Source organism: Halalkalibacter lacteus (genome assembly GCF_036663595.1).
Taxonomy (GTDB): domain Bacteria; phylum Bacillota; class Bacilli; order Bacillales; family Bacillaceae_D; genus Halalkalibacter; species Halalkalibacter lacteus.
The window spans coordinates 170,849-190,043 of the sequence record NZ_JAWRVL010000003.1 but is presented as its reverse complement, the minus strand read 5'-3'; the positions used below and the strand labels follow the sequence as shown (position 1 = coordinate 190,043).

At 37.3% G+C, this 19,195-nt stretch carries 22 protein-coding genes and 1 pseudogene; 2 read left to right on the top strand and 21 right to left on the bottom strand.

Translation table 11 applies throughout. The features are described from left to right. Window positions 1-106 precede the first annotated feature (106 nt). From SAZ04_RS03680 to SAZ04_RS03630, 11 genes are all read right to left on the bottom strand, one after another. Window positions 107-304, bottom strand: a complete 198-nt coding sequence (locus tag SAZ04_RS03680; RefSeq protein ID WP_332691403.1) for a DUF3906 family protein — start codon at window positions 302-304, stop codon at window positions 107-109. Next, the gene (locus tag SAZ04_RS03675) at window positions 304-1,926 is read right to left on the bottom strand and encodes a nitrite/sulfite reductase (RefSeq protein WP_332691178.1); all 1,623 of its coding nucleotides are present in this window, start codon (window positions 1,924-1,926) and stop codon (window positions 304-306) included. The genes SAZ04_RS03680 and SAZ04_RS03675 overlap by 1 nt, the downstream gene beginning before the upstream one ends. A 43-nt stretch (window positions 1,927-1,969) precedes the next feature. Next, window positions 1,970-2,566, bottom strand: coding sequence for an adenylyl-sulfate kinase (cysC, locus tag SAZ04_RS03670; RefSeq protein ID WP_332691175.1), 597 nt, complete (start codon window positions 2,564-2,566; stop codon window positions 1,970-1,972). 83 nt (window positions 2,567-2,649) lie between these two features. After that, entirely contained in the window at window positions 2,650-3,726 is a 1,077-nt protein-coding gene (cysP, locus tag SAZ04_RS03665; protein ID WP_332691172.1) for a sulfate permease, read from the bottom strand. Between the two features lie 18 nt (window positions 3,727-3,744). Continuing rightward, window positions 3,745-4,881: a sulfate adenylyltransferase gene (gene sat / locus SAZ04_RS03660; RefSeq protein WP_332691169.1), complete on the bottom strand. Its 1,137-nt coding sequence runs from the start codon at window positions 4,879-4,881 to the stop codon at window positions 3,745-3,747. Between the two features lie 49 nt (window positions 4,882-4,930). Further along, window positions 4,931-5,659, bottom strand: coding sequence for a phosphoadenylyl-sulfate reductase (locus SAZ04_RS03655; protein WP_332691166.1), 729 nt, complete (start codon window positions 5,657-5,659; stop codon window positions 4,931-4,933). Between the two features lie 95 nt (window positions 5,660-5,754). After that, window positions 5,755-5,898 carry a YezD family protein gene (locus SAZ04_RS03650; RefSeq protein WP_332691164.1) on the bottom strand — a complete coding sequence of 48 codons (144 nt, stop codon included), beginning with the start codon at window positions 5,896-5,898 and terminating at the stop codon, window positions 5,755-5,757. A 230-nt stretch (window positions 5,899-6,128) separates the two neighbouring features. Beyond that, the gene (locus tag SAZ04_RS03645; protein ID WP_332691161.1) at window positions 6,129-6,899 is read right to left on the bottom strand and encodes a DUF4097 family beta strand repeat-containing protein; all 771 of its coding nucleotides are present in this window, start codon (window positions 6,897-6,899) and stop codon (window positions 6,129-6,131) included. Window positions 6,900-6,994: 95 nt separating this feature from the next. Beyond that, window positions 6,995-7,240 (bottom strand): hypothetical protein, encoded by a 246-nt coding sequence (locus SAZ04_RS03640; RefSeq protein ID WP_332691159.1) that lies wholly within the window; start codon window positions 7,238-7,240, stop codon window positions 6,995-6,997. A gap of 422 nt (window positions 7,241-7,662) precedes the next feature. Continuing rightward, on the bottom strand, window positions 7,663-7,812 hold the full coding sequence (locus SAZ04_RS03635) for a hypothetical protein (protein WP_332691156.1): 150 nt from the start codon (window positions 7,810-7,812) through the stop codon (window positions 7,663-7,665). Between the two features lie 122 nt (window positions 7,813-7,934). Beyond that, window positions 7,935-9,116 (bottom strand): DNA polymerase IV, encoded by a 1,182-nt coding sequence (locus SAZ04_RS03630; protein ID WP_332691153.1) that lies wholly within the window; start codon window positions 9,114-9,116, stop codon window positions 7,935-7,937. 142 nt (window positions 9,117-9,258) lie between these two features. Here SAZ04_RS03630 and SAZ04_RS03625 point away from each other — a divergent pair, with 142 nt between their 5' ends. Next, window positions 9,259-9,459 (top strand): hypothetical protein, encoded by a 201-nt coding sequence (locus SAZ04_RS03625; protein ID WP_332691150.1) that lies wholly within the window; start codon window positions 9,259-9,261, stop codon window positions 9,457-9,459. A gap of 236 nt (window positions 9,460-9,695) precedes the next feature. On the opposite strand, the gene SAZ04_RS03620 is transcribed toward SAZ04_RS03625, so the two are convergent. After that, on the bottom strand, window positions 9,696-10,817 hold the full coding sequence (locus tag SAZ04_RS03620; RefSeq protein ID WP_332691147.1) for a M20/M25/M40 family metallo-hydrolase: 1,122 nt from the start codon (window positions 10,815-10,817) through the stop codon (window positions 9,696-9,698). A 146-nt stretch (window positions 10,818-10,963) separates the two neighbouring features. Beyond that, on the bottom strand, window positions 10,964-11,377 hold the full coding sequence (mce, locus tag SAZ04_RS03615; protein ID WP_332691144.1) for a methylmalonyl-CoA epimerase: 414 nt from the start codon (window positions 11,375-11,377) through the stop codon (window positions 10,964-10,966). Between the two features lie 147 nt (window positions 11,378-11,524). Here mce and prli42 point away from each other — a divergent pair, with 147 nt between their 5' ends. Then, window positions 11,525-11,614, top strand: a complete 90-nt coding sequence (gene prli42 / locus SAZ04_RS03610; protein WP_152608134.1) for a stressosome-associated protein Prli42 — start codon at window positions 11,525-11,527, stop codon at window positions 11,612-11,614. 346 nt (window positions 11,615-11,960) lie between these two features. On the opposite strand, the gene SAZ04_RS03605 is transcribed toward prli42, so the two are convergent. From SAZ04_RS03605 to SAZ04_RS03570, 8 genes and pseudogenes are all read right to left on the bottom strand, one after another. Continuing rightward, on the bottom strand, window positions 11,961-12,170 hold the full coding sequence (locus SAZ04_RS03605) for a hypothetical protein (RefSeq protein ID WP_332691139.1): 210 nt from the start codon (window positions 12,168-12,170) through the stop codon (window positions 11,961-11,963). A 107-nt stretch (window positions 12,171-12,277) separates the two neighbouring features. Continuing rightward, a complete protein-coding gene (locus SAZ04_RS03600; protein ID WP_332691136.1) occupies window positions 12,278-12,493 on the bottom strand; it encodes a hypothetical protein in 216 nt (71 codons plus the stop codon). A 176-nt stretch (window positions 12,494-12,669) separates the two neighbouring features. Then, window positions 12,670-13,179, bottom strand: coding sequence for a L,D-transpeptidase (locus SAZ04_RS03595; RefSeq protein WP_332691400.1), 510 nt, complete (start codon window positions 13,177-13,179; stop codon window positions 12,670-12,672). Between the two features lie 119 nt (window positions 13,180-13,298). After that, window positions 13,299-14,267 (bottom strand): aromatic acid exporter family protein, encoded by a 969-nt coding sequence (locus SAZ04_RS03590; protein WP_332691133.1) that lies wholly within the window; start codon window positions 14,265-14,267, stop codon window positions 13,299-13,301. A 193-nt stretch (window positions 14,268-14,460) separates the two neighbouring features. Then, window positions 14,461-14,712: pseudogene (locus SAZ04_RS03585) on the bottom strand (peptide ABC transporter ATP-binding protein); the annotation flags it as partial. A 95-nt stretch (window positions 14,713-14,807) separates the two neighbouring features. After that, window positions 14,808-14,957 carry a hypothetical protein gene (locus tag SAZ04_RS03580; protein WP_332691130.1) on the bottom strand — a complete coding sequence of 50 codons (150 nt, stop codon included), beginning with the start codon at window positions 14,955-14,957 and terminating at the stop codon, window positions 14,808-14,810. 376 nt (window positions 14,958-15,333) lie between these two features. Beyond that, entirely contained in the window at window positions 15,334-17,142 is a 1,809-nt protein-coding gene (locus tag SAZ04_RS03575; RefSeq protein WP_332691128.1) for a PAS domain S-box protein, read from the bottom strand. Between the two features lie 300 nt (window positions 17,143-17,442). Continuing rightward, window positions 17,443-19,152 (bottom strand): BCCT family transporter, encoded by a 1,710-nt coding sequence (locus tag SAZ04_RS03570; RefSeq protein ID WP_332691125.1) that lies wholly within the window; start codon window positions 19,150-19,152, stop codon window positions 17,443-17,445. Between the last annotated feature and the right edge of the window lie 43 nt (window positions 19,153-19,195).

Genomic DNA, 19,195 nt, shown 5'->3' with positions numbered 1-19,195 from the left:
AGGGGCGACTGCTCCCTCTCTAGTTAATCATCCAAGGGAAAAAAGGCCCCATCTGCATTACACCACTTTCATACGGTGAAGATATACAGAGGGGCCTAACCCAAAATTATTCCACTACAAAGCCTGCCGATTTTCGGACTGGCTTTTTTTCCAGTAATGTGATAGAAGAAATCGTCGGTAGCTTAAGAAAGTTCTTTTCGACTTCTAGTTCAGCGGTAGCAAATGCAGATTCTTCATCTTCCGCAACGACCACTACATGTACGGAGCGCTCATTTGTTTCTATTTCAAATCGAAACAATTGCATCACGATGCAGTTTCAAGAATGTCATCTAATGCAGATTGCAATGCATCATGCCCTACGCGATGATAGAAATCAAAGAAGAATTCATTCGGTTCTTTGTTCTCTTCAAAATAGCGTAAAAATGCTGTTAATGCAGGGGCTAACTCATCAGCTTCTACTTTTCCTTTAAGCTTATTGTTAAACTGAGCCACTTCTTTTTCAAGCGTACCGCCAACATATAATTCGAACGCTTCAACCATTTTCTTATCTTTGTTCTTCATTTTCACGCCTTGAAGACCAATATCAGCAATTTGACGTTGACCACATGCATTCGGACACCCAATCATGTGAATACGAACAGGAACATCAAGCGCTATATGCTCGTCCAAATACTCAGCCACTCGTCTCATACGTTCTTTTGTTTCAACAAGTGCTAAGTTACAGTACTCGATTCCCGTACAGGAAACAGAATATCCGATAAAATTCTTTGGCTCAAGTTTAATATGGTCAAATAACGGTTCTGTAAGAAGTGCTTCTACTTTTTCATTAGGAACATTTGGAATTACAAGGTTTTGAGAGTTACATGTACGGATTTCACCGTTTCCATAATCCCTAGCAATACGAGCAAGATTAAACCACTCGTCTGAGTTCATTCGCCCTACAGGTACGTTAAAACCAACATAGCTTAGTCCTTCTTGCTTTTGTGGATGGGCTCCGTAGAAATAACCACCATTCCACTTTTCTAATTTACAGGCTCCTTTTAATGGAAGTTCGCCTGTATACTCAAGTAATTTCTCTTTAAATTTCTCAACTCCCCAATCAGCGACCAAAAACTTCAAGCGTGCACGATGGCGCTTCTCCCGGTAACCGTAATCACGGTAAATTGATGTGATAGCAATGGCCACATCTTTTACTTTTTCAGGACGAACAAATACATCAAGCTCTTCAGCTAGGTATGGTTTCGCAGAAAGTCCTCCCCCGACCTTTACATGAAAGCCAATCACCTCTTCACCATCAATCTCCTTTACTGCAGGAGTAAAGGACAAACAGTTAATACGATCATGACCAGCGTTATGAACATTTCCTGAAATCGACATTTTAAACTTACGTGGTAGATTGGAGAAATCAGGATTGCGCTGGAAGAAGCGGTACACATCCTCAACAATTTCTCTTGTGTCGTATAATTCAAATGGATCAACACCCGCTAGTGGGTTGCCCATAATGGTTCGTGGAATATCTCCACATGCTCCAACAGACGACAAACCAACTGATTCCAAACGCTTGAAAATATCAGGTAAATTCTCAATTGTTAACCAGTGGTACTGAATCGCCTGGCGTGTTGTAATATCAATGACATCACGTCCGTAATCACGACCAATACCTGCTAATACTTCAGCTTGCTCATTTGTAATTAAGCCAGATGGAATATTCACACGCATCATGAAATAGCCGTCTTCCTTTGGCTTTTGCAAATAAAGTCCTGCCCATTTAAAAAGGCTCCAATCTTCTTTCGGAATGGACTCGAAGCCCTCTTTTGCATATTGATCAATATCATTTAAAATATCTAAACCATCTTTTTCTAACTTACGAAGCTCATCTTTATTAAGATTATCTGGCTCCTCAGCCCATATTTTCTCATATCCCATTGCTATTATTTCCCCCTTATAGTAGCCCCGTTTGAACAAACTCTTATAAGATGTTCTTCTCTGTTAGATACGCTAAAATTGATTTAACTGATTCTTCAACTGTCTGCTTGTCTGAATCAATAATAATTTCAGGAGCATCTGGTTCCTCATAAGGAGAACTAATTCCAGTGAATTCTGGAATTTCACCTGTTCGAGCTTTTTTGTATAAACCTTTTGGATCACGTTCTTCACAAGCTTCTAACGAGCAGCGTACATAAACTTCAATGAATTCATCATCTTCAACTAGCTCACGTACACGATTGCGGTCTTCTTTAAAAGGAGAAATAAATGCTGTACATACGAGTGTACCTGAATCGACAAAAAGCTTTGCTACTTCCCCAATTCTTCTAATATTCTCTTTTCGATCCTCATCGCTGAATCCGAGTCCTTTATTTAAACCATGACGAACATTATCTCCATCTAATACATAGCTGTTTTTTCCGTGCTTAAACAATTGCTGTTCTAATGCATTTGCAAGCGTCGATTTCCCTGCACCAGAAAGACCTGTGAACCACAGTATTGCACTGCGATGACCATTTCTTTCTTGTCGCTCTTCTTTTTTTATCGTCGTATCATGCCAAACAATATTTTGCTGTGTCAAGCAAAATCCCCCCTAAAAAAATTCTGATAATTTTACTCTGATTTAAAAATACGGTTCTTCACCAATTTTGTCAATACACCAAGTTAGATTCCTGCCCCTTCATCATACGTTGTTCTTCTATCACGTTTAGCAGCTTGATACATACTATAAGCACCTGCTGTAGCAATAAGTACACTCACTAAAACAAAGAGAGAATAATAATCACCTTGCTTAAAAAGAAGAATTAATCCATATGACAGAACAAGTGAAAAAAGCGGTGAAACAATCCAAACTTTAATAATTTGTTTTAAGATGCTTTTTTGCCACAAACGCATTCCACCATCTACAGTACCGATGCCTATGATCGCTGATGTTGTAACTTGAGTTAAGGGAACAGGAAGGCCGAAAAGGGACGCTGTAATTACTAGCGAACCACCTGTTAGTGAAACTGTACTTCCCTGCAATAAGCTTAACTTCGTAATTCGTTTTCCATTTGTCTCAAGCACTCGTCCACCAAGAAATAGAGCACCTATCGCAACGAAAAATCCGCCCATTAAGATGGCTGGCGTAATTTCTAATAAACCCGCTCCAACAAGTGGACCAACCGCATTAGCTACATTGTTCATTCCAGCGGCATACGCTTCCATGCACCCACTAATAATAAGCAAAATAATAAGTGGTTTGCGCCATTTCCCTTTTCCTGTTAAGTTAGGATACTTTTTTTCTACTTTTCGAACGATATGACCAAAACCATAAGCTAAAACAAACGCAACAATCGGAATGATTACCCAGAAAGATACAATCACAATTAACTTATCAAAAAAAAGGGATTGATAGGCAATCCCTGCTCCTACGATAGCTCCGACAACAACTTCACTTGTTGATAAAGGAATACCGAGTAAATTCGCAATAAATAAGGAAAGGCAGGCGGCTCCAAGAATAATAATAACTAGTTCGACATCGACGATCGTAGATGGGATAATCCCACTACCGATCGTCCGAACAACTTCGCCACCTGCTAGCGCACCGAGAAAAGCAAAGATTCCAACTAGAAGCATCGCATTACGCTTTTTCGGAATAGCCCCACTTCCATAAGCAGGCCCCATTGCCGCCGCTGTACCGCTCGCTCCTATATTCATTGCAAAAAAACATGCAATCATGATTGCGACAATGGTTATCATACTTTCGCTTCCTTCCTATTACGCATGAACCGTATTCATGCCACGAATTAATACTTCCACTACTTCACGGCGACTGAATTCTGGTGGTGGTACAACTCCCTCTGATAACATTTGACGAACCTTCGTTCCAGAAAGAACAACACGATCTTCCTTTCCATGTGGACATGTTTTCGTTGAAGCCATATTTCCGCAAGCCTTGCAGTAAAAACTATGCTCAAAGAACAATGGATTAATGGCTAACTCACCTTGCTCAAATTCTTTAAAAATCAGTTGGGCATCATATGTTCCATAATAATCACCGACACCAGCGTGATCTCGACCAACGATAAAATGTGTACATCCGTAATTTTGGCGAACAATCGCATGGAATACGGCCTCACGTGGACCAGCATAACGCATTGCAGCTGGGAATACGGCTAAAAACACACGATCTTTCGGATAATATTTTTCAAGTAACACTTCATAGCTTTCCATTCTCACATCCGCTGGAATATCATCTGATTTTGTCTCCCCGACAAGTGGATTTAAAAATAATCCATCTACGATTTCAAGAGCTGACTTCTGAATGTATTCATGAGCACGATGAACAGGGTTACGTGTTTGGAAGCCTACAATTCGCTTCCAACCTAGCTGTTCAAATTTGGCTCTTGTTTCCGTTGGGTCTAGATAGTAGGTCTCAAAACGATCATGTTTCACTCGTTTTGTCAACGTAATGTCTCCACCTACATAGACGTTAGGACGTTCAAACATTTTCTTAACACCAGGATGTGCATCATCATTTGCACGATATACCTTTTCTGCTTCGACTATTTTATTGGGTGTGAAAACATCAGCTATCTCAATGACACCATAAACGTCCCCTTTAAACGTTAATTTGGCACGTTCACCGATTAAAAGAGAGGCAGCTTTTTCTTCTGTTACAGGTAGAGTGATTGGAATGCTCCAAACTGTCCCATTTGCCAGACGCATTCTTTCTACAACGGATTCGTAATCTTCTTTTCCAAGAAAACCGGTTAACGGACTAAACGCCCCAATTCCAATTAGCTCTAAATCAGATAATGAAAAAGAATCAAGTTCAATCTCTTTCGTAATAGCTGTCACGTCATAAGTTGGTTCAAAACGTTGAATAAGTGTTCCTCCATGTGCTTGTATCATTATTATCTCCCTTTCGTATCGCTGATGCGATTAGTTGGTTTTAAAGTATTTAAATGCCACTTCCCTGATTAAAAACATGTAACCCACACTCTGTTTTCTCTTTATTAGCCCAACGTCCACTACGTGGGTCCTCTCCTTTTGCAACTGGCTTTGTACAGTATTCACAGCCAATGCTTGGGAAATTCTTATCATGTAATTCGTTATAATCAAGTTTATGCAAGTTTATATACATCCAAACTTCTTCTTCAGTCCAATGTATTAATGGACAAATTTTAATCGACTTAAAGCGATGATCTTGATTGACATATTGCGTATTCGCACGCGTTGGTGATTGTTCGCGACGCAAACCAGAAATCCATGCATCATAGCGACTTAGCTCTCGTTCTAGCGGCACCATTTTACGAATGTTACAACACATATCTGGTTCACGTTCCCACAGGCGATCTCCATGTAAATCAGCTTGTTCTTTTGGAGTCAATTCCGTTTTTGCTAATTCAATATTTAAAGTTGGATAACGCTTTTTCACTTTATCAATCAACTCATACGTTTCTTTAAAATGAAAATCGGTGTCAAGAAAGACTATTGTTGCATTTTTTTTCACTTTGCTAATTAAATCAATTAGAACCATTCCCTCAGCACCAAAGCTACAGGAATACACCAGACTATCACCAAATTCACTATACGCCCACTTTAATACATCAAGAGCATCGTTACGTTCTAATTTGCTATTTAATTGTTCGTAATCTTGCTTTAATAACGTTTTGTATTGAAGATTCATATCCTCACCCCTTTACACAATTCAGCCAAAAAGACGATGTAGATTTCGAATGTCAATCTAATCATCACCTCTAGTTTATCTAGTCAGCTTGCTTATTATTTCGTTCGTACTTTTTCATTCTTTTCCAATTGGATAATTTCACCATCTTGAACAACAAGAGTTACAGATCCATATTTTAAATCCTTTAGTAGCCCTTGCAATTGCTTATTAACTCTTTGGAATTCCTGTTCATTCGACATGTGAACCTCACTCAATTTTCTTAAGGTACAACGAGGAAATTTAATCCCTTGTAATTTGATATGAATTATTAGTTTAATAGTATTCTATCCATGATTCCCCTAAAAGTCAATATCATTTCAGACTAAAAAGATAAATTAGGCACTCAAGACCCGTACAATTTTGACCGATATAAAAGAAGTCGTAAAAGGCTGTTACTAACCTTTTGCGACTTCTTTTTTCTATAAATGAATTAAGGCTGTGTTACGTTTCCTGTTATATCCTCAACTATTATGGATCCACCACGACTTTCTAGAATCGTGACATCACCATCAACATGGATGACGTTTATATTTCCTCCGCCACTTCTAATCGTGATATCACCTTGGTGATCATGGAAATCAATATTGCCAGATCCAGCAACCAACCTTAACACACCCGATGACTCAAACACATTAGTCGTACCAGCATTGTTATGAATGGTCACCTCCCCGTTCATGTTCTCTAACGTCACATCTCCTGCACCGTCAGTAATTTCAACATTCCCTTCAATATCCACTAATGATAAGTGGTTAGCTCCATGCTGCAAGCGGATATCGGACTTCATGGCAGAGATTTTTAACTGCCCTTCATTTTGCCGATACTGTAAATCGAGATTATTAGGAACTTCAATATTTAAATGTACAAAACCTTGCTCAACCTCTGCTCCTCGTTTTACAGATGTTGTCAATTGGCCAGTATCTCCATTAGCAGTTAACTTGAGCGTTGTATTTTGTTCACTAAACTTTTTAGCCTGTTCTATATCCTGATCACTAAGCGCAGCAAAAGTAGCTGTCACGGTAATCTGGTCTACTTCTTCAACACCGGTAATAGTTACATCACCTTCATCTTGATTAATTGTTAAAGAAGTTAACCCCGTAGAGTCTAACGTATACGTTTCTTCATTTTCATACGAGACAATATTGCAACCTGCTAAAGTCACAATAACTAATAAATAAATAAGACCACTTTTTATTTTGTTCATTAAGTTCTCTCCTGTCTACTCTGCATACCTTTGTTAAGTGTACTTGAACTTAAGTGCGAAGCCAACAGAATATACACATACTCAAAATCATTTCACTATTTGGTCACTTTTAAAAACGGAATCACTTCGGCAGGCTCTTTTTTTATTCTAACGTGTTCTACTTTATACCCCTCTTTGCTTCGTTTCATAAAAGTTTCTTTTGAAATCGGTCGTGCAGTTGACCAACTCACTGACTCGATTTTGTCCCATGAGTCATGTGTAATCAATTCTTTCTTATAATAATAATGATTGCCAGATGGATACGATTCACATATGTATTTTACGGTTTGTTTTGAATGCATACTTGCCACTCCTTTGTTCTTAGCTTTCCCAGAACAGAAGAAGTTAAAACAGCTCTAAAACAAGGGTTTGTTGAATTAGTGAATGGAATAATAAACTATTCTTATAAAGATGCATTAGTGAGATTTATCTCAATAAAGTAGATATCTGTACCTATTCATATTAGTGTGGTTGATTCCTAACATGTTGATGCAAGTCCACATTACTTGCATCAAACTCCTCCACGATAGCAAATTCGCGGCCACGAAACATGTTATATAAAATCGGTTTTTTAATCAAACTTGGAACTATCCTTTATCTAAAAAGGTGACTCCATGTACTAACCTTATTCATTGTACGGTCTAATGTATGGATTCACCTAATTTAGTGTAAGATTCGCCTCGTTGTTCAGTGCCCAATACAGTTACGCGAATACCTTCACTAGTTAAACGGATAATTTGGACTGTAGCTTTGTCGCCAGGTGGAACCTCGCCTTCAAACTAGCAACAAATTCCCTTCCTCTAACTGATAATAGTGCCTCATTAGGGCCCTTTCCTTCCTTTATTATTGCCCTAAATACATCTCCTTCTTTCATCAGCACCGCCCACTCAGGTTGCTTGTTAGATGTATGTACAGGGTGTTGAATTTGCATGCTATTTACGCTCCGTTCATCTTCTATCTACTCCTATTATCGGTTGCTTGACGTAGATGTTTACCTTATTCTTCTTGTTTTTTCCATCCCTTTCGGACAATATCCTCACCAAAGCGTTCACGCAATTGGTTCATGGTCTTATCTATTTCCTCTCTCTTTATTTCTTCTCGATAAGAAAATAAATCTAACTGTTTATACGCATATTTTCTTTCAAGTAAATCATATGTACTAATCCCCAAAAGACGAACAGCCTCGCCATTCCAAGCCTTTTCAAATAGCATGTTAGCCTCACGTGTTAGATCTTCCGGTGATTGAATTGGATTGACTAATTTATGACTACGTGTAACCATTTTCCAATTATGATAACGTATTGTAACCTGCACACCTCTTGCAAATATTTCTTTATTCCGTAACCTTTGATGGACACGTCTAGCAAGGTCATCTAAGGTTGATGTTATGATTGGCATGTTTTTTGTATCCGAACGAAGCGTCGTCGAGTGACCAATCGATTTGTATTCTGAATATGCATGAGGATTGACTGGTCTATAATCATGTCCATTGGCTCTTTCCTTCAATTGAAGTCCACGATCTCCAAATTTTCTCAAAAGAAGTTCTTTGTCTGCTTTTGCTAAGTCTCCTATCGTTTTTATGTCATGTTTCCTCCACTTTTCAACGGTCCTTTTGCCAATTCCATGCATCTCCTCTATTTCGAGTGTCCAAAGCTTTTTCTCTATATCACGTTTTCGTAAAATTGTTATTCCATTTGGCTTTTTCATATCGCTAGCCATCTTTGCTAAAAATTTATTTGGCGCAATCCCTATGCTGCATGGGAGTTTTAATTCTTTTAAAATTCTTTCTTGAATATTCCTCGCAAGCTGCACTGGATGAAGCTCTTTTAAGTATGAAGTAAGATCGAGGTATCCTTCATCAATTGATACTTGTTGTACGAGCGGCGTATATGTAAAAAGAATATCAAATAACGATTTTGAGGCGGCTCTATACCGGTCACCGTTCGGTCTAAGAATGAGTAAATTAGGGCATAGTTTCTTCGCTTGCCAAATTGGCATCGTTGTTTTTACACCTTTTGCTCTTGCTTCATAACTACTTGTCACAATAATCCCTCGTCGTTCTTCAGGGTTCCCAGCAATTGCTACTGGTTTTCCTTTTAATGTTGGGTCATGAGCTATTTCAACAGATGCAAAAAAACTATTCATATCTAAATGAAAGATCAAACGGGCACGATTCATGCTACAGACCTCCTTATCCTAATTATACGAAAATGCGTTCGTTTTTAAAAGGTCACTAGTTGCATATGTCCTCCATTTTCGATAAAGTGATTATAATGGGCTTTACATTTAGTAGGGCTTTTCAAAGGAGAGTGAGCCATGTATGAAAACGAGAAAGCAAAATGATCAATCAAACTACTCCGCTTTATTCGAACACATACTGCTTCTTGAAAACAACGCTCGAAAGGAAAAAAGAAAATCACCAACCATAGCTGAAATTTCAGCTATCACAGGTGACTCAGAAGAACATATATTAGAATGTATGGAGCTCGGAAAACCCAATGATTTTAATATTCTTCATTAGTTATAGAGAAGCTTTTCTCAGCTAACGCGGTTGCTCCAAATCCACTAATAGCAGACTAAAACGATACAGCGACTACTCGAATTGGTTGTTGTTTGTATATTTCAAAAGCTGTGAAACTCCCTGCTGGACCTCTACGGAAAATAATAACATCACAACGTTCGTTTTTAATATTCGAACAGAAAAAGAGAAGTTCAACGGTTATCTACTAGCGTTGAATTTCTCTTTTTTGTTTGTTCTTATTTTAATGATACTTCTTTTATAACGGCTACAACAGCCTCTGATAATTTCACAAGTTCGGAAATGGGCATACGTTCATTTTTCGTATGTATTTCTTCATATCCTACCGCTAAATTGACTGTTGGCACACCATGACCAGCAAAAATATTCGCATCACTTCCACCGCCACTTTGCAATAGTTCTGGTGTGCGTCCAATGGAAGTCATTGCTTTTTTAGCTACCTCAACCACTTCATCTCCATCACTTAGTTTAAATCCAGGGTACATAATGTCCACTTCTACTGTTGCAGTTGTGCCCATTTCAGATGCTGTTGATTCAAATGCTTTTTTCATTGTCGCAACTTGCGCTTCCATTTTCTCAGGAATCAAAGACCTTGCTTCAGCTAAAATGGAAACATGATCACATACGATATTCGTTTGCGTTCCGCCTTCAAAACGTCCAATGTTGGCAGTCGTTTCTTCATCAATTCGTCCAAGTGGCATCTTTGAAATCGCTTTTGCTGCAACGGTAATAGCTGAAATACCTTTTTCAGGAGCAACCCCAGCATGTGCTGTTCTGCCAAGAACCGTTGCTTTTACCTTTGCTTGAGTGGGAGCAGCAACAATAATATTGCCAACAGGACCATCACTATCAAGAGCAAATCCATATTTTGCTTTTAACTGTGATGGATCTAGTACTTTCGCTCCGTTTAGACCAGATTCTTCACCAACCGTAATAATAAATTGTATCGTTCCATGTTCAATGTTTTGCTCTTTTAGAACACGGATTGCTTCAAACATGGCAGCGATTCCTGCCTTATCATCTGCGCCCAGAATGGTCGTCCCGTCCGTTACAACATAGTCATCTTTAATAGAGGGTTTCACACCAACTCCAGGTACAACTGTATCCATATGAGACGTGAAATAAATGGGATCAACCCCTTCTTTTGTTCCTTCAAGGGTACAAATTAGATTTCCTGCTGCATGCTCAGTCTTACTTGCCGCATCATCTTCTAGTACCGTAACACCTAAGTTTTCAAATTTCTTTTTCAAAATAGGTGCTATTATGTCTTCATGTTTGGTCTCTGAATCAATTTGAACAAGTTCAAGAAACTCATCTACTATGCGTTGTTCGTTCACCATATATATTTTACCTCCAGTTTTTGTCTCAATATAAAAGAGCTACCATGACTTCAATCATTAAAGGTTGTCAATTAAACAACCTCTGTAAATGGTACCGTTCTCTCATTAAAAGCGCAAGTTTTCTAATAAGAAGGAAAGAGAGCTGGTTATTTTTTCTCACAGAATTCGTAAAGAACACCTTTTGCTGATTTAGGATGAAGAAACGCTACCTTCGCCCCACCAGCTCCAATTACCGGTTCATCTTGAATCATCCTAATACCATTTTGCTTCATTTCAGCAATTCTTGATTCAATATCCGTAACCCCAAGGGCAATATGATGAATTCCTTCTCCTCGCTTCTGAATAAAAGTAGCGATCGGGCTCTCTGCTGATAATGGTTCGAGTAATTCAATTTTTGATTGTCCAATTTCTAAAAATGCTACTTTTACATCTTGAGATGTAACTTCTTCTATCCCGAGCAACTTAAGGCGTAAATGGTCAACATAAAAAGGCAGAGTTTCATCAATAGATAAAACCGCAATCCCAATATGATCGATTTTCTTCGTTTCGTTACGCTCCAATCGCATCATCTCCTAATACAACAGTTACTACACTTATTCTTTTTAGAACTTTCTTTTCCTGCTTATATCTGGTATTTCTAGATTTCCCTTGTCCAAACTTGAATAAGGAAGTAAAATAGAACAAGGTATTTAAGAGGAGGGTTTCACATGCCACGTAAATTTCAAAAAGCTATTATTTATATTATGATTGTAACTATGGTTCTTGGTACCCTTTTAATGGGCGTATCTTTCTTCTAATTGAAACTCCATGTTCATTATAGTTCAACGAAAAAAACAAGTATTAATTTATAACAGGTTTACTTCAGAGGTGCAAACAAGCCAATGACATCGAGTTCATAAAGAAAATCTCATACGTTTTTTATTCGCATATTAAAATTTAACTCAATTAAGTATTAAAAAACCATAGTAAATCGCGCGCCTAGTCACAGAGGTAGAAATAAATATTTCTACCTCTGTGACTAGGCGCGCTTTCGTATGTGAATCGCTATGTGATTTTAAAGGTAATTGATAACTTAGATTATTTGATAACTTGAAGAACCTGGGTTTCTTATGGTGCTTCACCCCAATAAAAAAAAGCACCCAATTATTCGGATGCATACTTAATTATTCCATGTAAATAAACTGAGTATTCTCTCTGTACATATTCTCTTAATTTAATTTTTTCTTCTGTTTCTAATACTCCAACCAATTCTCGAATCTTTTTTTCATCTTCTTTTGTAGTAGGAATTTCTAATGAAAAGAAATTACCTCGACTACCATTTAGCAATTTTTTTAATAACTCAACTTTATTCATTGGGTCAACTCCCCTTTATCTGTATATATTCGACATAAAGGCGACTTTTTCCTTTGAATATCTTATATTGTTTCAAATTTTACCGACTTTCCACTAAAACCAGCTTATTACAGGTGTCCTGACAGAGAATAGCTTATTTTATTAGTTTTTTTATAATCACCTTCGACCAATCTAATCATATCACGCCCTGATGTCTTTTCTGTTTCATGATAACCTTCTTCATCACGCAAACTCAAATACCAGTTGCTATCGTCATCTTCATTTAACCTATATAACTTATTGGTAAAAATATTTGTATAAAAATCTCCATTTCTTAACCTCATACTATCCCTCCTCTAATGTATATAAACTGTATTATGCCCAAGATTTCGCCCTGAAGCCATAGTAAGTATTGAAAAGTGATAATAGAAAAAACGCTTAGAGGGAATGATTCTCTCTAAGCGTTTTTCAATGTAGATTACAATGTGAAAATCACGTGATTTATCTTGTGAAGTGCTCTTCATTCAATCGCACCCAAATTACGTGCTATTTCTATAAATGGTTTGTCAGCATCAGTAATATGAATGGTTGTTCCAACGGGAATATCTTCAAAAAGGATTTCAACAACATCATTTGGCAAACGAATACATCCAGCTGTAATCGAATAACCAATTGATTCAGGGCGATTCGTTCCATGAATGCCAAACGTTCTCCCATCCGTATCATTTGCATTAAATCCGATCCACCTGGACCCAAGAGGATTATTTGGATCTCCTCCAGGAATATCTTTTTTGCGATAATACGGATCTTTTGCTTTTACGATAATCGTAAAAGTACCTACAGGTGTTTCATCCCCAAGCTTACCAGTTGCTACTTTATATACATCTTTTACCTCACCTTCATTTATAAAAGCAAGCTCATTTGTAGCAACATTGACAATGAGAAATGGGTCACCTACAGTTGGATTATCCCCTATTGGCCAAATAGGGGAAGCAATTAACAGTGCTAACAATGAAAGCGAGAGTTTCATCATTATCCCTCCCTCTATCCAATTGGCATAACGCTGAACCTAAGTAAGAGCTTCTAAACGTAGAAGTTAAAGAGAACGTCCTCTTTCCCTCTTTGAATTCACTTTTTGTTAGTTTCTCTTTATAATTTCTTTTTATCCGCCTGATTCCACAAACGATCCTTAATATGTAAATACTCTTCAAGTTCATGCATGATATAAGCTAAAGAGGAACGAACCTCAAATTCTTCTCTCGTTTGTGGCAATGGCATTTCTTCAAATCCTTTCCTCATTAAGCGAATACGCTCTAAAAAATAAGGAACCCGGTTTGCCGGACTAACTGATTTACTCAACTCTTCTAAAAAGTTTGCAACTGTCTCGCTTTGTTCGACAGTATGATGAATACTTGAGACGTAAGGCATGAGGCGTTCTAAAATGTCAAACTGCTTCTCACGCATCTTAAAATAGTAATAATATTGATCCTCATAACGAAGAATGTGGTTCTGAATATTTTTCAAAGCAAGATTCTTGCCTTTCTGTAATAAATCAACCGTCTCATAAATTTCTTTTCCATCCCAATTGCTTTCTCCATCTCGTAAGTAAACTGAAAGTTCATGAAGAATAGTTTTAAAATGTTCTTCGATATCTTTATGGTAGGTCCTTAATGCTTGATCACTACTCGGCATATAAAGGTTCATTACAAGAGCAACACCTACACCAATGACGACCAACAAAAGCTCATTAATAATGATGGCCGAAGACATTTCTCCAACAGTGTAAAGGTGAAGAATGATAACAGAGCTTGTAGCAATACCCGCATTCATTTGTAACATAACCACAACAGGAATAAACAATATCATGATTAAAGCCAATGTCCACGGTTGGTAGCCAATCAATTCAAACAGTAGCCCACTAATTGCCATTCCAATAATACATGCCACGACACGTGCCCATGATACCTTTAGTGAGTCCCGCCTTGTCACTGAAATACAAAGAACGGTAATAATCGCAGCTGACCCATAAAAGTCTAGATTAAAACCTTGAGCAATCGCCACGGCAAGTCCAGCACCAACTGCTGTTTTTAAAGTTCGATAACCAATTCGAAATGACATGACTCCCCCCACAAAAATAAAATTTTAAATTTATTTTATCACAAGAAAGTCTTATTAACAGATTTAAACATACACTTATTCAATAATATTATATATAGTTAAGATACATTCAAAATATGTCTCGGTTACAAGTTGACGTTTTGTAACCAAATAGACGGCTTACAGATGTCTTCTGTAAGCCGTCTATTATAATCTACAGTACTTTTTCTAAGAACTCTCTTGCTCGATCAGAACGTGGCGCGCTAAAGAACTCCGCTGGAGGTGCATCCTCCATTAAGATTCCATGATCTAAAAAGAGAACTTGATCCGCTACTTCACGTGCAAACCCCATTTCATGAGTTACAATTGCCATAGTCATTCCTGATGTCGCTAGATCTTTCATGACAGCAAGAACTTCTTTCATCATTTTAGGATCAAGAGCGGACGTCGGTTCATCTAATAACATGGTCTATCTGTTTATTAGAATAATAAAAATAAAAGAGCGATCACAAATGTGACTGCTCTTTTTCAAGTGACTCTTATTCTGGTAAGTAAGTATGGTTACTCTGTAGTTGCATCCTCATCAGCAGGTTCATCAATTATTGCCGGATCGTCCACTGGTGCATTTTCATCAACTGGCTCCCCACACGCTGCTAACACACTAATTGAAAGTGCTCCTGCTAATACTGTATAAAGTAGTTTCTTGCTCATCGAAAATTCCTCCTTTGTAGTTGGAGTTGGAATTTGTTAAGATGTGCTTCCAACTGTGACTATCATACTAAACTACCAGCGACGTTAGAAGGGCATTTTCACCATTTACAATTTTTCACAAATTTATTCCATATTCTTTCAAACTACTTGTTATTTTCTAAAATTATCTTTATATTCACACATACATATCTAGACAATATTTATAATGAAAAAACTAGTTGTATTCGATATACTGAGCAGTTAATGCATACGAAAGAGAGCGATTATAGTGTTGCCTTATAGAAGAAAGGAAGCGTTCCGTTATACTTTTAAAACTCCAATTGTAGCGCAATTTAAACTAGTGAAACAGCTGAAATCGACATTTTTCAGTAGCCTCTCACATCACCACTTCGTTTTTCACTACTCCCACGCTATTAGCTGGGAGAATAACTTCAATCTTTGTTCCTTTTCCTTCTTCACTATGAATATTTAACACCCCATTATGATGTTCAATAATTTTATAGCATACCATCAAACCTAATCCTGTTCCTTTTTCTTTCGTTGAATAGAAAGGTTCACCTAAACGTTCGATTCTTTCTTTTGAAATGCCACAACCATCATCTTCGACTTGTATACATACATGATTGTCAGGATGATTTAAGACTCGAATGATAATGTTTCCATTTCCCTCTAATGCTTCAATTGAATTTCTTATTAAATTAATAAATACTTGTTTTAATTGTTTTTCTAGACCGTAAATCAGTGGAACGTTTTCATTTTCATACTCTAACGAAATATTATTCATATTTGATTGTGTCTTTGTTAATGTTAAAATTTGGCTGACAAGGGTTACTACATCTAATTCTTGAAAACTACTTTCAAAATTAGGTTTAGCCAAAGTTAAGTATTCATAAATAATCGATTCTACTCGGTCTAACTCCTCCATAACAAGATTTGCGTAAAATGGGTTATACTCTTGCTCTTTTTGGAACAATTGTAGAAAACCTTTGACAGTTGTTAATGGATTTCGAATCTCATGCGCAACCCCTGCAGCAAGCTGCGCAACAACTGATAATTTATCAGACTTTCGAATTAAATCATCTACTTTTTTACGCTCTGAAATATCTTTTAATATAGTTCGGAAAGCTCTCTTTCCCTTGAAAATAATAACAGTTGTTGTCGCTTCTACTTCTAACCTATCTTCACCTTCTAAAAGTAGCGTATAAATGGTATTAGTAATAGGTTTCTTTCCAGATAAAAGGAGGTGAACATTTTCTCTGAATCTTGCATAATCATGATTTGATAATAATTCTGCGAAGGTTGTGTTACATAATTTTCGATAATTTATAGCTCCAACTAATGTTTCTCCTGCCGGATTCACATAAATAAGCTTATGACCATCGTGAACCGTTATCGTTTCTGGTGTATTTTCAACTAAGCTCCGATAATTCTCTTCTTTCTCTCTTAAGTCTTTTTCCATTTGTTTCCGAACGGTAATATTAATAAAATACATTGTCACCTGATCATCCGAACGATATGCTCTAACATCAAACCATTGATTGCTGGATGAATGATAATATTCTAGTTGAGTTGAGTCCTCGCCCACTAATAGCTGATAAAATTTCTTTATCAATTTTTTACTTTGATCTTGCTTAAGATAGGTCCAAAAATCGTCATTTTGTAAATCGTCCCACTTTTTACTTAACATTCTCTCTGCTTCTTCATTTACATAGAGAAATTGACCGTCTAATCGAATAGCTATGATTGCATCCTTCATACCATCTAATATTTTCTTCGGTAGTCGAACTTCATCTCTATTGTGAATGCTTGCTTTTAAAAGAGAAAAATCACCCTCAATCCCACAAGTCATCAATCGATCAAGTTGCACATGGAAAAAAATATCCTCATTTCTTGAAACATCCGTTATAGTAAGGAGTGTTGACTGAAGATACCCCTTTCCATGTAAGATCATTTTTTCAATCTGCTCTTTGTTCATTTCACTTTTAAATAATTGTTTTTCTATAGGCTCCCCACGCTCTTCATTAATGAAGAACGATTCAATCGATAACAAAAGAACTTCTTCTTTGCTATATCCGAATTGATCGCAAAATGCCCTATTTACAAACAAGAACTCTCCTCGTTCATTTACAATTGCTTGTCCTTGTAATGACGCTTCTAAACATGATGAAAAAACCGAAACATTCATATTTATTCTCCTAACATAGGCATTCTACCTCATCGATAAAAGTTCTTCATTTTCTCTCTAATTCCTTCTTAATTCACGTTTTTCCTCAGTTTTTTTTCATCATATCTTGTAAAAGTATATAAAAGAGGCTATAGCTCAAAAGAGAATCGCTCGATTAATTTACTTAAGCATTTGAATCATCCTTCAAACAATTAGCCTAGAATTCGCAAAATTGGATGAAGTGAAATATTCCATATATAAAAAAAGCCCACTGTGAGAAAGGTTATCTCATAATGAGCTTACAGTACTGGTCATCAGCAATCATTTATTTTCTTTTTTTATATCCTGTTCACTGACTAGTTCTTCTAATAGATCGTCTTTGATTTCCTCTTTCATCTCTTCCTTAATCTCTTCTATCATTTCTATTTTCATTTCTTCCATTACTTCTTCTTTAATGTCGTCATACATTTCTTCACGAATTTCAGCTTTAATTTCTTTGCGATTCTTTTTGCGGCGTTGCTTTCCTTCTAGTTTATAATCTTTTCCGAGCATAATTAAAATCGATATGATCATAAACGCCATGATGATCGCAAACGGAAGTGCAGCAATAATAGATGCTGTCTGCAAAGCACCAAGACCACCATCTCCACTAATAAGCAAGACACTTGCAGTACCAGCGATTAAAATTCCCCAAAGCATTTTTACAAATAAGCTTGGATGTAAACTCCCGTTTGACGTCATTGCTCCTAAAACATAAGAAGCCGAATCTGCTGATGTAATAAAGAAAATAAGAATAAGGATTACAGCGATAAAACTTGTTATCGAACTAAGCGGCAATTCTCCTAGAGTAGCAAAAAGGGCAAGTTCGACATTGTTCATAACAAGATCCCCGATTGGCGCAGCACCAGCTATCTCTAAACTCAAAGCCGTCCCACCAAATGTTGTAAACCAAATAACAGCTAAAATCGATGGCACAAGTAAAACCCCAGCCATAAATTCACGTATGGTACGTCCTCTAGAAATTCTAGCGATAAATATCCCCATAAAAGGAGCCCAAGCAATATGCCATGCCCAAAAGAAAATGGTATTCGTCCCAAGCCATGTACTCTCAGTAAATGGAGTCATCGTTAAACTCATAGACGCTACATTTGTAATGTAACCACCGAGTGTTGTCACGAAACTTTCTGCAATAAACAAAGTTGGACCAACAACAATTACAAAGACAAGTAAAACAGCAGCAACAGCTAAGTTTATATTACTTAACACTTTTATCCCTTTATCGACGCCTTTTGCTGCAGAAAACATGAAAAGAAACGTCACTATTGCAATGATTGTTGTTTGTGTTACAACCGTATTAGGAATAGGCGATATGTAAGAAAGTCCACCAGTGATTTGAAGTGCACTCAATCCAAATGTTGTCGCTACACCTGTACATGTTGCGATAACAGCTAAAATATCAATTGATTTCCCGACCCAACCGTTAACTCTTTCACCTATGAGTGGATAAAAAGCTGAACTGATTAAAGCTGGACGTTCTTTACGAAATTGTACGTACGCAAGGGTTAAGCCGACAATTGAAAAGATGGCCCACGGATGCAAGGCCCAATGAAAAACAGCATAACGCAGACCTGCCACTGCTGCATCTGGCGTTTCAGGAGAAAATCCCATTGGGGTATCAAAATAATATAGCACCGGTTCCGCTACTCCCCAGAAAACAAATCCGACTCCAATTCCAGCAGCAAATAGCATACCTATCCATGAATACCATGAATAGTCAGGTCTCTCATCTGTCTTTCCTAAACGAATCTTCCCTAATGGACTAATCGCCAGCACAATAACAAATAAGACGAAAAACGCGGTTGATAACATATAAAACCAACCAAAGTTTTCTAACATCCATGTAAGACCTTTCCCTGCAACAGCATCTAATGTTTCTGGTGACAATGCGCCCCATAACACAAAAAGACCGACAATAATGGCCGATATAATAAGGACACTGCCTGGTTTTTGATTTACATTCGTTTGATTCATATTTTACTTCCTTTCTTTAAGACCGTTCTTTCATTTTAGTAAA